Origin of the sequence: Pseudomonas sp. R1-43-08, assembly GCF_003852255.1 — a bacterium.
Classification (GTDB): domain Bacteria; phylum Pseudomonadota; class Gammaproteobacteria; order Pseudomonadales; family Pseudomonadaceae; genus Aquipseudomonas.
Genome location: NZ_CP027734.1, coordinates 2,993,947 through 3,006,920, shown reverse-complemented (window position 1 = coordinate 3,006,920; position 12,974 = coordinate 2,993,947). Strand labels below are relative to the sequence as shown.

The 12,974-nt window shown below is 53.0% G+C and carries 13 protein-coding genes; 7 read left to right on the top strand and 6 right to left on the bottom strand.

Features of this window, described 5'->3' with window-relative positions; genetic code table 11:
- Positions 1–64 precede the first annotated feature (64 nt).
- The 3 genes from C4J87_RS13700 to C4J87_RS26720 all read left to right on the top strand — a co-directional run bounded on the left by C4J87_RS13700 (position 65) and on the right by C4J87_RS26720 (position 3,135).
- On the top strand, positions 65–2,068 hold the full coding sequence (locus C4J87_RS13700; RefSeq protein ID WP_124367220.1) for a hypothetical protein: 2,004 nt from the start codon (positions 65–67) through the stop codon (positions 2,066–2,068).
- Between the two features lie 20 nt (positions 2,069–2,088).
- Positions 2,089–2,685 carry a hypothetical protein gene (locus C4J87_RS13695; protein WP_124367219.1) on the top strand — a complete coding sequence of 199 codons (597 nt, stop codon included), beginning with the start codon at positions 2,089–2,091 and terminating at the stop codon, positions 2,683–2,685.
- Positions 2,686–2,820: 135 nt separating this feature from the next.
- Positions 2,821–3,135 (top strand): 4-fold beta flower protein, encoded by a 315-nt coding sequence (locus C4J87_RS26720; protein WP_372238416.1) that lies wholly within the window; start codon positions 2,821–2,823, stop codon positions 3,133–3,135.
- A gap of 185 nt (positions 3,136–3,320) precedes the next feature.
- Here C4J87_RS26720 and C4J87_RS13690 read toward each other — a convergent pair whose 3' ends face one another.
- The 3 genes from C4J87_RS13690 to C4J87_RS13680 all read right to left on the bottom strand — a co-directional run bounded on the left by C4J87_RS13690 (position 3,321) and on the right by C4J87_RS13680 (position 5,628).
- Positions 3,321–3,902, bottom strand: coding sequence for an NADPH-dependent FMN reductase (locus C4J87_RS13690; RefSeq protein ID WP_124367218.1), 582 nt, complete (start codon positions 3,900–3,902; stop codon positions 3,321–3,323).
- A gap of 122 nt (positions 3,903–4,024) precedes the next feature.
- Positions 4,025–4,768 (bottom strand): SDR family NAD(P)-dependent oxidoreductase, encoded by a 744-nt coding sequence (locus C4J87_RS13685; protein ID WP_124367217.1) that lies wholly within the window; start codon positions 4,766–4,768, stop codon positions 4,025–4,027.
- 2 nt (positions 4,769–4,770) lie between these two features.
- Positions 4,771–5,628 carry an SDR family NAD(P)-dependent oxidoreductase gene (locus C4J87_RS13680; RefSeq protein WP_124367216.1) on the bottom strand — a complete coding sequence of 286 codons (858 nt, stop codon included), beginning with the start codon at positions 5,626–5,628 and terminating at the stop codon, positions 4,771–4,773.
- A gap of 149 nt (positions 5,629–5,777) precedes the next feature.
- Here C4J87_RS13680 and C4J87_RS13675 point away from each other — a divergent pair, with 149 nt between their 5' ends.
- The 3 genes from C4J87_RS13675 (at position 5,778) to C4J87_RS13665 (ending at position 9,708) form a co-directional block, all read left to right on the top strand.
- Positions 5,778–6,737 (top strand): LysR substrate-binding domain-containing protein, encoded by a 960-nt coding sequence (locus tag C4J87_RS13675; protein WP_256657781.1) that lies wholly within the window; start codon positions 5,778–5,780, stop codon positions 6,735–6,737.
- Between the two features lie 256 nt (positions 6,738–6,993).
- On the top strand, positions 6,994–8,637 hold the full coding sequence (locus C4J87_RS13670; protein WP_124367215.1) for a GMC family oxidoreductase: 1,644 nt from the start codon (positions 6,994–6,996) through the stop codon (positions 8,635–8,637).
- A gap of 324 nt (positions 8,638–8,961) precedes the next feature.
- On the top strand, positions 8,962–9,708 hold the full coding sequence (locus tag C4J87_RS13665; protein ID WP_124367214.1) for an AAA family ATPase: 747 nt from the start codon (positions 8,962–8,964) through the stop codon (positions 9,706–9,708).
- Between the two features lie 244 nt (positions 9,709–9,952).
- Here C4J87_RS13665 and C4J87_RS13660 read toward each other — a convergent pair whose 3' ends face one another.
- Entirely contained in the window at positions 9,953–10,255 is a 303-nt protein-coding gene (locus C4J87_RS13660; RefSeq protein ID WP_124367213.1) for a hypothetical protein, read from the bottom strand.
- 497 nt (positions 10,256–10,752) lie between these two features.
- Between C4J87_RS13660 and C4J87_RS13655 the strand changes: the two genes are divergently transcribed.
- Positions 10,753–11,967: an aldose 1-epimerase family protein gene (locus C4J87_RS13655; protein WP_124367212.1), complete on the top strand. Its 1,215-nt coding sequence runs from the start codon at positions 10,753–10,755 to the stop codon at positions 11,965–11,967.
- A 25-nt stretch (positions 11,968–11,992) separates the two neighbouring features.
- Here the strand turns inward: C4J87_RS13655 and C4J87_RS13650 are convergent, their stop codons facing one another.
- Both C4J87_RS13650 and C4J87_RS13645 read right to left on the bottom strand, forming a co-directional pair.
- Positions 11,993–12,613: a LysE family translocator gene (locus tag C4J87_RS13650; protein WP_124367211.1), complete on the bottom strand. Its 621-nt coding sequence runs from the start codon at positions 12,611–12,613 to the stop codon at positions 11,993–11,995.
- Positions 12,614–12,719: 106 nt separating this feature from the next.
- Complete coding sequence (locus C4J87_RS13645; protein WP_124367210.1) at positions 12,720–12,950, bottom strand: DUF6429 family protein; 231 nt, start codon at positions 12,948–12,950, stop codon at positions 12,720–12,722.
- Between the last annotated feature and the right edge of the window lie 24 nt (positions 12,951–12,974).

The following is a 12,974-nucleotide window of genomic DNA, read 5'->3' as shown; positions in this document are numbered from 1 at the left end:
GGTGCAGAGGCTAAATTCCGCTAGTATCTATTTGCTACCTAGCTGCCTCCTTGCTTATCCGTCCATGGAAGTGAAAATTTCGATACTCAATGATGTATTGCTCTGGTCTGAGAAGGATCTATCACTGTGGCTGAGAGACGCCGCGCGTCGACTCTTGCTAAACCAGCAATTGGATTTGCAGGACTTCAGGGACCTGTATGCATTACTGAAGCATGATAAAGGCATTGAAATCCCTGGAGGGCTAAAAGCGGTGCCTTTGAGCGCTGACCATATTCCCGCAGGCGGCGAAGCCGCATTCAGCGTTACGCTTCATTCGATGAGCAATTTGCAAAACGTCAACAGAATCATGCCGGGACAAACGCTCCCATTCTCGGAGAAGGGAGTCACGGTGATTTATGGAGGCAATGGCGCAGGAAAGTCAGGGTATGCGCGAGTTCTGAAGCATGCTTGTCGAGCGCGTGATAGGGGAGGGGATATTCTTGGCGATGTGACCAAGGCTGGAGTACCAGGTGGAAAGCCTAGGGCGACGTTTACGGCGTGCCTGAATGGAGACGTAAAGAGTTTCCATTGGACCAGTGGCTCAGTAGCACCTCCCGAGCTGTCCTACGTCAGCGTCTTTGACTCATTTTGCGCCAACGCCTACCTCCTCGAAGGCGATGCGGCTTATCTACCTCGCGGCTTAGATGTTGTGGAAGCTCTCGCGGGTAAAGTTGTACCAGAAGTGCTAGCGCTCTTGAACGAAGAACTCAATAGTGTCGAAGTGTCACTTGATATTCTTTCAGGCTTCGATAAAAAAAGTGCTGTGGGCAAGCTTTTTCAGGGATTTGGCGAGGACACCAACCGAGATGAAATATCTCGATTGGGAACACTGTCGTCGGAGGAGGTTGAGCGGCTTGGTGAGCTGGAACTAGCAATTGCTGAGCCAGACCCGATACTCAAGTTTCAAAGCCTGAAAACTTCTGCATCCCATATCAAAAGTTTGGCGAAAACAATCAAGGAAAAAGAGAAATTCACTACTCAAAAAGCATTGGAAAAATTGCAGCGTTTCGCCAAGGAGTCAGCCGATGCCAAGGCGGGAGTTGACGCGGCTGCACTACTGCTTAGGGCTGAGGATGAGCTGTTGCCCGGTACGGGGGAGACCATTTGGAAAGAGTTGTTCCTAGCTGCGAAAAAATATTCAATTGAAGTTGCTTATGTTGGGCATGACTTTCCAAGCGAAGGTGAGGGAGCTGCATGTGTACTCTGCCAACAACCGGCTAAGTCTGTAATCGGTAGAATGCAGCGCTTCAATAATTTCATTAGCGAAAATGCCACCAAGGTAGCATCTGAAAAAAAAGCTGCATTAGAAAAAATTTTAGATCAGATAGATCGTTCAAGTTTTGACTTTGGGCTTAATCAAGCATTGGCTGTAGAGTTGGAGGGTGCGTCAGCGAATCTAGTAGGAAATTTAGAGTTGTATCAGAAACAGCTAGATGCATACAAAGTATGGATGCTTGAGGCCGCAAAATCCTTAGAATGGGAAGTGGTTCCAAAGCTGGCTAAAAGTCCAGTGGCTGAATTGAGGCAATTTGCTGCCAGTAAAATTTGGAAAGGGCGAGTATATAAAAGAGCTTCAGATCCAGAAAAGTTAAAGAAGCTATCTGAAGAACTGGTTGAGCTTAAAGCTAGGCGGCTGCTTGTGCCTCTAACAGAAGCAATCTTAGCGCTGCACGATAGGGTAATTTATCGAGCTAAACTCGAAACCTGTAAGGCCGATTTGAATCCTAGGGTTTTGTCTGCGAAGTCTAAGGAAATTGCAGGGAAAATTATCACCGACTCGTTACGAAAAGCACTTGATGAAGAGTTTACAAAGCTCGGCATTGGGCACATTAAGACGAAGCTAAAAGAACGAGTCGATCGTGGGACTGTAAAGTTTACTCTGCTGTTAGATCTTCCAGCGGCAAAGAAAATTGAGCACGTACTGAGTGAGGGTGAGCAGCGTGCTGTATCACTAGGTGCATTCTTGGCTGAGCTTAAACTATCAGAGCATCGAGGGGGATCATATTTGATGACCCTGTTTCCTCGTTAGATCATGTAAGGCGACGCCTCGTGGCAAAACGTCTCGTGGAGGAAGCGGCTAACCGCCAAGTTATAGTCTTGACCCATGACATCTCTTTCCTAAGCGAACTTATCGATACTCTTAATGAGGAAAAGCAAATTCCCCATCTTGTCCATCACTTAGAATGGGTCGGCGAAGCAGCTGGAGTAGTCAAACAAGGACTACCTTGGGATAAAACTGGTTATAAAGAACGGGTAAAGCAGCTGGGGGATCGAGCGAAAAAAATGGAGCCTTGGCCTATTTATCCTGGTGAGGATTTAGTTAGAGATGTTCGACTGTTATACAGCGATATTCGCTCCACTGTTGAGCGAGTTGTCGAAGATGTAGTGTTAAATGGTATTGTGACGCGGTTTAGTGATATGGTTGGTGTAGGGAATCTTCATAAAATCACTGGTCTACGAAAGCAGGACGCTGATGACATCGTTGCGCTCTGGAAGAAAGGTCATCGAATCACTGAGGCGCATTTCCAAGCCCCTAACAAGGAGATGCCTGTGGCTAACTTGGACGAAATAAAAAATGATATTGAGTCTATTCAAAGGTTGGCTGATAACGTCAATAAGTTTCGCGTTAAACCAATTGAGGTCTAACAGTATCGGGTCCTAGTACGCCACATAATCATGGTGGACGATGTTTGAACGATTTTTTCAATCGTGCTCTGCCCCGATTCAACGACTAACTTGAGCCCGCTCGATAGCTAATCGCTAGATAAATGAGGGTGTTATATGACTCCGGTTTACAGGTGGAACGGTGAGTATTTTGGATTCTTTAATAGTTCTGGTCGCCTATTCAATGCAGCATCGAGGTATTTAGGGTGGGTTACAGACGATGGGCGTGTTTGGGGTGCTAATGGGCGTTTTTTGGGGGAGGTTGTGAGCGAGAACTACATACTCCGGCGCACCTCTACGGCTACGCCAGCAACAAAAGCATCCAGGGCAACTCCCGCAACACCTGCCACTCCAGCGCGTAAAGCAAATCGAGCCGGTAAGGCTGGAAAAGCAGGCTGGGTGGATGCGTTAGATGAGTTTGCGGCAGCCTAATAGTGTGCTTAATTGCAACTCACTTCGTTCACTTGACAGTCAAAGTCTGAGCGACCGCTTCTGGCCGATTGCAGCCGATTGCGACAGGCAGAAAACGGCCATTAGCGGACACTAAGGCCGTACGTGAAACCTGAGACGACTCATACAACGCCTTAGATCAGCCAAAGCAGAGAGTTTCTAGCGCCCTAGATTAAACCCGTTGACTTGGCGGTATTGATTTCGACCCATGCAGCAAAGGCGTCAATGAATTTTTTCAAGAACTGAGTAGTTCCGTCGTCATTCAAATTTCCGCCTGGCCCCAGTAGCCTTGTCGCCCCACCGATATACGCTTCCGGCTGCTGCAAAAGTGGCATGTCCAGAAATACCATAGACTGACGTAAATGATGGTTAGCACCGAAGCCGCCGCTGGCACCGGGCGATACGCTTATGATAGCTGCAGGTTTGCCTGCCCACACAGACTCGCCGTAAGGGCGAGAACCAATATCAATGGCGTTCTTCAATACACCAGGAACTGACCTGTTGTATTCGGGAGTGAAAAACAGTACTCCATCTTTCGACGCCATATTTTGGCGAAAACGAGTCCAGGCTTCAGGGGCACTCTTACCGTTTTCTTCCAAGTCTTGGTTAAACAGATTCAGTTCATTGATCTCGACTATTTCTAATAAAAGGCTCGGTGGCGCAAGCGCGATTACTTCTTGAGCAAATAGGCGGTTCAACGACTCTTTGCGCAGGCTGCCGACAATGACGGCAATCTTTTTAGGCGACATGATGGGACCTTGATTTAAGTGGCTTTAAAGGGGGTAATCAATTTGAAAAGAACAAAAAAACGGACGTCGAACGGTGGCCGAACGATGAGGACTGCCCCACCGCCTGGTCATGCGGGTCTGCCCTATACTTTGGCGGCGCCGTTGACAACCAGGTGATGACCGGAAATCCAAGCTGCATCGTCACTTGCCAGGAAAAGCACGGCGCCTTCGACATCGGAGACAGAGCCCAAGCGCGCAAATGGCGACAACTGTGCCAATGCCTGATAGTCATTTTCCTGAAGGTTAGCGATGACACCGGCGTCACGTAGCGGCCCCGGTACCACACCGTTCACCGTGACGTTACGCTTGCCCATTTCCTGCGCGAGACATTCAACGTAAAGCCGGCCGGCGGCTTTGCTTCCGGCATACGCGGTGAAGCCTGCGTTCGGTACGATCGTCGTAGTGGACGAAATCACGATGATGCGTCCACCATCGGTAACATGGCGCGCACTTTCGCGAAGCGTATAGAAGGTGCCAAACACATTGGTTTTGGTGACAGCCTCGAACATCGCGTTATCGATTTCCGTGATCGGTGTGTCGATAAGCTCCCGCCCAGCATTGGCCACGACAATATCGATGCGCCCAAATCGAGCCAGCACTGCTGCGAATATGGCTTTGACAGCGTCCGGGTCGCTGATGTCTCCCCCGATGGCCATTGCTTGAGCGCCCTCAGCAACGAGCGCCTCGACATTTCGGTCGGCTGCGGCAGCGTCAGTGTTGTACGTCAACGCAACGGAAGCCCCCTCTCTGGCAAAACGACGTGCCAGTGATAATCCGAGCCCGCGCGATGCGCCGGTAATCAGTACAACTTTGTTGGTCATTCGCATGATCAGATTCCGTTGATGCTGCGTTCTGTAGAGGTTGCGTTGCCCTGCCACTGGACAAGTTCCTGCTCGACTTTGGCCATTTTTGCACGCATTCCGCCCATCGCATCGGCACCCAAGGCCGCGTGTACGGGTGGATGATCCGACTCCATCAGGTTGATAATCGCCAACGCCCCTTTTCCTGGAACATTCGGCTGCTTACCTTGCAGACCACCTATAGCTACACGGAACTTACCGACGGGTGTGCCTTCATAGTCATCGATTTTTTGCTCGACGTAAGCCAGTGAGCGACCCGCAAATTGGGTCTCGAATACACCGATGGTCAACACAGTCGTGGCGATGTTAAAGGGTGCAAGTTCACCTGCCAGTGCTTCCCCCAGGATGTCAGTAGCGCCCTTCGCGGCCGAGTACACGCCCATGCCCGGGTAGCCAATGAAGCCACCGATTGCAGAGAATTGAATGATGTGCCCGCTGCGCTGCTTGCGCATCGCAGGGGTTACAGCGCGAATGATGTTCAGGCCGCCAAAGAAATTCAGATCGAATACACGCCGCGCTTCTCGATCCGTCATTTCTTCAACTGCACCCACTGTGCCAGCACCCGCACAGTTGGCGACAATGTCGATACGGCCAAAGTGATCCAGCACCTGGGCCACACCCGTTTTGACCGCCACATCGTCTGTCACGTCTACCAAAACGCCCATGCCCTGCGCAGCATGTTTACCGTTATAGAAATCCACTTCTTCTTGCTTGCGAAAGGTGGCTGCGACTAGCGCACCTTTTTCCAGCAGTTGATGCACTAACTCGCGCCCCAATCCCGATGAGGCACCAGTAACGAGGACGACTTTGCCATTTATTGATTTCATTCTCTGCTCCGGGGTTTGGCTATTCACCGGATGTTAGGTATTGGGCCTCCCCCCAACAAGCCGGTTTGTCCAGATTCAACTTCCCGCTCATTGGACGCTCATTCCCAGCGAAACATTGCCAAATAACCACATAGTTCTAGACGGTACCCTTGGAAATCTTCAAGATTAAAAATTGCCTTCCTATGATTGGGCCATACGTGAATCGGCTGGACCTGAACGATCTGTTTATTTTTGTCAATGTGGTCGATCGCGGTGGGTTTACTGCCGCAGTTGCAAGTACCGGTATGCCCAAGTCAACGCTTAGCCACCGCATGCAACAATTGGAGGGCGAATTAGGTGTGCGTTTGCTCAGCCGAACGTCGCGTCGCTTCGGTATGACCGAGGCAGGAGAAGAGTTCTACCAGCACGCGCTGGCCGCGCTGCGAGAAGCGGAGATGGCAGAAATGTCAGTGCGTCAGCGGTTGTTGGAACCCGTCGGGACCATCCGGTGTACCGCTGGAGTCGCGACCATGAATTTCGCCATGGCGGGCATGATCGCTGACTTCCTTCGTGTCTATCCCAAGATCAATATGGTCGCTCATGCGGCCGATCGAACCATCGATATTGTTGGCGAAAATTACGACGTCGCCATCCGGGCGCATGAGGCTCCATTGCCGGACTCCGATCTTGTCCAGCGCATGCTCGGGGTCGCTCCCTGGTTTCTGTTCGCCGGATCAAGCTATCTGGCCGAACATGGCGCACCGGCCACGCCAGCGGAGCTAAGCAGCCACGCCTCGATTTTCTTTGCGCGAGCTAATGCCCCCATGAACTGGCGGTTGCGCCATGTCACTCTATCGATCGAAGAAATTGCTGTGCCCATCATGCCGCGGCTGCAAAGCGAAGACATGCTCAGCCTGCAACATGCAGCTATCAGCGGGCTTGGGATTGTGGCCCTGCCGAGTTACATCGCGCGGGCGGCCGTTGCGCGTGGTGAGCTTCATCGAGTTCTGCCCGAATGGATAGCTGGCGATGCCAGGATCACTGCACTGGTACCTTCCCGCAAAGGATTGCTGCCGTCAGTACGTGTTTTCTTGGATCACTTGGCTTCGGAGTTTCCCAAGATCCTCTAGCTGTAAAGCCATCCTTAATACGCTGGGCAAATCGTTGCAGCGGCTTCTCCATGAATACAGCACATTTTTTTACCGAATACAGCAACTACGGCGGCACTACCGAGCGGGTAGGCGCCGAAGATAGGGGGAGTTCTCGACGTCCATACCACCGGACACAGATTCCAGAAACCCCGTCTTGCTGGGTCAGGTACGCATTCCTACCATGGTTTCTTGCCTCTCATCCTCGACGGCACAAACGATACCTGATCTGGAATCTATGACTTTGACAATCACACGACGCGGCGCGATAGCTTTGGGAGCACAGGCAGTGCTGGTTGCAATGACGGCAGGCGCTGCTACGTTTGCCTCTGGTGCAACGCGCAGCTCCAGTAAAACTAAAGAGACCACTCGGACTGGCAAGCAGTTTGACGTGGTGATCGTCGGTGGTGGATCTGCCGGTGCCGTCCTTGCAGCACGTCTCAGTGCCGACCCGCTGCGCAGTGTGCTGCTGCTCGACGCAGGTCCCGACTTTGCGCCCGATCGGTATCCAGCAGTGCTGACGAACGCCGACCTAGTTGCCGCCTCTCCCGAATACGACTGGCATTACCATAGTGACGACTCAGCTCGGATAGGTCACGACATAGCCATCCCACGCGGCCGAGTGATCGGTGGTAGCTCCGCGGTCAATGCTGCTGTGGCGATGCGTGCGCGTCCTGCCGACTTTGCGCGCTGGGCCGGACGCGGAATCGAAGGTTGGGCTTGGCCGGAAGTGCTGTCCGCCTACCGAGCGATGGAAAACACGCCCACTGGCGAAGATGCATGGCATGGACGTACCGGCCCATTTCCAGTGCGTCAGCGCACTGCTGCGCAGAATACTATCTCAATGCGTGCTTTCGTGGCGGCTGCCGAGTCAGTTGGACTGCCGCTCGTGGATGACTTCAACGGCGCGCGCCAGCACGGCGTAGGTCCCTACCCGTTGAATGTCATCAACGGCACCCGAATCAATACCGGCATGGCTTACCTAAGTGCAGACGTGCGGGCTCGCGCCAACCTCACTATCCGCGGCCACGCTGAAGCCGACCGCGTCCTGATAGAACGAGAACGCGCCATAGGTGTATTGCTAGTAGACGGCGAGATAGTTCCAGCCGGCGAAGTGATCTTGTCGGCCGGTGCCATAGGCAGCCCCGCTATCCTGCTACGCTCCGGTATCGGCCCACAAGGCCATCTTCGCGAGATGGGAATCGCCACCGTCGCTGATCTACCGGTAGGTGAACGGTTGCAAGAACATCCGTTTTTCTTCAACGTCTACGCGCTGAAGACCTCCGCAATTGCTATGACCCCAGCCGGCGGCGCCATCGCCTGGACTCGTTCGCAACACGCCGCACCGGACGATCTGGACTTACATATCTCCGGTACACACCTGATCGACCCAAAGGCAAGCCCTACCGGCGGTGCGATAGTGCTGGCATGCGCCGTCACATTACCTAAATCCAACGGTAGCGTACGCTTGACCAGCCGTGACCCCCGAGTTGCGCCGAACATCCGGTACAACTTTTTTGAACAGGAAAATGACTTGGATCGCATGGTCGAAGCTGTAGAACTGTCTCGCAAGATTGGCCGCAGTGCACCGTTTGCTGACTTGGTTGACCATGAAATGACACCGGGTAGCAGCGTACTTGAAGGCAAGGCTTTGCGACAAAACATCGTAAACAATGTCGCCGGCTATCAGCACCCCACGTCGAGCGTGCCGATGGGCGCGGACGGTGACAAGGCCGCCGTAGTCAACAATTGGGGCGCGGTGCGAGGTATAGCGGCACTGCGTGTTGTGGATGCCTCTATCATCCCGGATATCCCATCGGTGGCGACAAATCTTACTACTATCATGCTAGCCGAACGGATTGGTGCCCACCTGACTCGATAATTTCCCCGAACGCAGCGTAAAACTGGAGCATCAATCATTGGATCGCTAAAGCCGAACTCTGCAATAAGAACCACAATCTGAAATTGAATAAAATATACGGAGACCGTTGAGCAAACGCAGTCAATAGACGATAAATTGGAGATTAGGAGTTTGACCGAAACAGCGGCGCAACTGCGGCGCGAGCCAAGAATGGTTTACTTTTATGTCAGACATATCTAGTGCTTATAAAAAAGAGTCAAACCACAGAAAGACCATTTATAATTACCTTAACTATCATACATATAACTATAACCATTAAATAAGATAACTACAGCTAGGAAGTTAATGCCTTACATTAAGAGAATTGAAATCTTAGAGAACTATAGAGAAGAGAATAATTTCCCCTTCTATTTGCCTTCAATTCAATCAATTAGCAAAATCGAGCTTCACCCCGTGATAAATTTTTTCGTTGGAGAAAACGGTAGCGGTAAGTCAACCCTCTTAGAGGCTATTGCAGTTTCATGTGGCTTTAATCATGAGGGAGGCAGTAAGAATTTCAAGTTTTCTTCCAGCGATGAAAAATCCCTACTGTCCAAGGCATTGCGCTTGTCACGCACCGCAAAGCGACCTCGAGATGGCTATTTTTATCGCGCAGAAAGTTTTTATAATGTAATTACAGAGATGAATAAGTTGGATTGCGGACCTGGCGGGCCAGCTATTAAGGACTCATACGGGGGGAACGATCTTCATACGAGGTCTCATGGGGAGGCTTTTATGGATCTGATTTTACATCGGTTCGGAGGAAACGGATTGTATTTACTAGACGAGCCTGAATCTGCGCTATCTCCCCAACGCCAATTATCTCTGCTGGTACGTATAGCGGAACTCGCAAAACAAAATTCGCAGTTCATAATTGCAACTCACTCACCAATTTTAATTGCTTACCCGGGCGCCAGAATTTGGGAGTTTACCAATAGTGGATTGGAAGAGAAGGAATATTCAGAAACTGAAAACTACCTAATTATGAAAAGTTACTTTGCTAGCCCTGAAAGCTTTATGAGCAAGCTATTTGATGAAAAGCATGATTTTTAGTTAGTCCAGGCACTAAATAACATCGATGGTTAGAGCGTTTATCAAGTTCGCTGGCGCAAAAAAATGAATTGTTGCCGATCGCGACTTAATAGATACGACGGCATTACTGCCTTGTTTAGCGTAGATCGAGATGCCGCCGATTTCGAGGAGAATGGCCGCTTCTGGCCGATTGCAGCCGATGAGAAAGCACCCACTGCTTTCACCACACGCTGGCCTAGTTGCGCCAGCGCGTGGAGATTTTTCATTATCCCGGCGTAGCAACAGACCCCGCTTCCATCTCCGAAACCTGCTCGCGCAACCGCCGCCCAATTACCTCCATCAAATCACACCCGTCCCGCAACGGTATCGCCAGCAGCTGCGCAAAATCCGAAAGCACGACGCAATCAGCGTCCACCTCACCCCGGAAAGCGATGTTTTCCAACACCTGAGTCACAGTGCGCATGCGATAGTCAGCCATCGCTTGCAGTACATCGAGCGGTGCTTCTGAATCAATGAGCAGGGATGCTGGAACCAGATCGATTCCGGTAAGGGGGATGTATCTTTCCATTTTTGAATCTCCGATAAGTGCAGTGGCTTACCACCACCCAGTCGTCGCCAAACGATGGGGTGGCAGCTGTACGCAGGTTGGCGAACCGGTATCGGAGACCCGGCAGACCCGAAGGTCTCCCGCGCACAGCCGCCATTGAGGCAGCTTTGCGTATGTGCAGCAGCATCTGCAAAAAAGCACAGTGCTTTTGCATCCGATAGTCAGGTCGCCAAACCTGATCGCTATATGAGCGACGGGGCAGACTATAAGCGTCAATGCGCGGGAGGATCAACCTTGAGGTTGTAAACAGCATCGATACGCTGAGATTCATGACGATCAGGCAGGGTGGATAAATCCATTCCCTTTTCTCTCCAGTCTCATCGCAATGACATCGCCTAACCCTCCCAATCAGTTTCACTCCCTGCTCGGCATTTCCCCTCGCCGTCTCGCTTTTTAAGCTTGCTGAAACGTTTAATCGAGTCTATAAAACTGCCACAACTCCAAGAAAGGCTACCGCCATGACCCCACTCAAATTCGCTGTCGCCCTCACCGCACTCTCCGCCGCCTCCCACGCCATGGCCTGGGACTATGTGCTCCTCGACACCGACAAAGCCGCGCAGAATTGGCAGGTCACCAGCCAGCAACTCGGCGTGCAAACCGACAAACCCTTCAGCGTTACCCTGCGCACGCTGCACGGCGGTCGGCAGGAGGGGGTGAGCATTGTCGACATCGATAACGGCACGATGAAGCTCTCGGTGGTGCCGACTCGCGGTATGAACGTGTTGCAGGCTTCGGTCGGCGATGTGCGCATGGGGTGGGATTCGCCGGTCAAGGAAGTGGTCAATCCTTCCTTCATTGAGCTCAATGGTCGCGGCGGGCTGGGCTGGTTGGAAGGTTTCAACGAGCTGGTCACCCGTTGCGGCTATGAATGGGTCGGTCACCCTGGCATCGACAACGGCGAATTGCTGACGCTGCATGGCAGGGCCGCCAATATTCCTGCGAACAAAGTCACCCTGCACATCGATGAAAAGCCGCCGTACGCCATCACTCTGCGCGGCGAACTGAAAGAGCAGGCGTTCAAGAAGGTCGATTTTTCCGTGGCGACCGAACTGGTCACCGAGCCCGGCAGTGTAGTGTTCGCTCTCAACGACACCCTGACCAACAACGGCGACTATCCGAAGGAATACCAGGCGCTGTATCACAGTAACTTCAGCACCCCGTTCCTGGAGCAGGGCGCGCGTTTTGCCGCACCGGTGAAGCAGGTGTCGCCGTTCAACGACAAGGCCAAGGGCGAATTGGCCGATTGGCAAACCTACCGCGCACCCACCAAGGACTACGACGAAACGGTTTACAACGTGGTGCCCTATGCCGATGCCAAGGGCGATACCTTGACCGTGCTGCATAACAAAGCTGGCAGCCTGGGCGTGTCGGTCGGTTTCAATACGCAGACGCTGCCGGTGTTTTCCCTGTGGAAGAACACCGATACTCAAGGGCAGGGCTATGTCACGGGGCTGGAGCCGGGGACGAGTTTTTCCTACAACCGCCGTTATCAGCGGCCACTGAACCTGGTGCCCACCATTGGGCCCAAGGAACACAAGCAGTTCCGCATCAGCTACAGCTTGTTGGCGGATAAGGCGGCTGTGGACAAGGCCTTGAAGCAGGTCAGCGAGATTCAGGCTGGGCGCGAGACTGAGGTGCGGCAGACGCCGTTGGTTGATTTGACCAAAGGGTAGGGCGCCTGCACTGCTGGCCCGGGAGTTACGCCCGGCGCGCCGTCAACAACACCGTTGCGGCCGCCGACAACAGCCCCGCGCAGCACCGATTGAAGATCCGCTTACCCCTCGGCTCGGCAAACCAGCGGCGCATATGCAGGCCCATATAGGCGTATGCGCTGATGGCGATCCATTCCAGGGCCAGGAACATTGTGCCCAACAAAGCGAATTGCGCGGTAATAGGTTGGCCGGGCACCACGAACTGCGGGAGGAAGGCGGTGAAGATCAGGATGGCTTTGGGGTTGCCTGCCGCCACCAGAAACTCTTGCCGTGCCAGGGCCCATAAGCCCACCTTGTTGGCGGCTATTTCCGCTTCTGCCCGCGGGTCTGCGCGCCACAGCTGATAGGCCAGGTAAAACAGATAAGCCGCACCAAGCAGCTTGATCCCGTAGAACAACAACTCCGAGGTTTGCAGCACCACCGCCAACCCGGCGGAGGCGAGGGCGATCATGCCGGCGAAGGCCAGCAAACGGCCGAGACCGGCGAGGCAGGAAGTGCGGTAGCCGTAGCGGGTGGCGTTGCTCACCGACAGCAGATTGTTGGGGCCGGGCGCCATGTTCAGGGCAAAGCAGGCGGGCAGGAAGAGGGCGAGGGTGGCGAGCTCCATGGCGGCTCCGGAGTGGGTCGGACGGGAGCGTCGAGGATAAGGGGAGTGGGGGCGGTGCGGCAATCGCGGCCGCGTTATGTCGACTAAGGTACAGGTTGTCCTTGACCTAAGCCCTCGTCCCAAACAGCCGATCAGCCAGTTCCCGACCGCGCTCCAGCCCTTGTGGCGTCAACCAGACCGATTTGTTCTTGTTTACCGGGTTATCGATAAAACCCTGTTCATGTAATCGGTTCATTATCTGGAAATCGTGCCCCTTCCATGAGTTTCCGTCATCGGTGCTGAAGACTGTCAGCAGGGCCAGCACGGCTTCCTCTATCAGCTTTTCGTCGTATTCCATAGTGGTTACACCCCTCGCGAATCG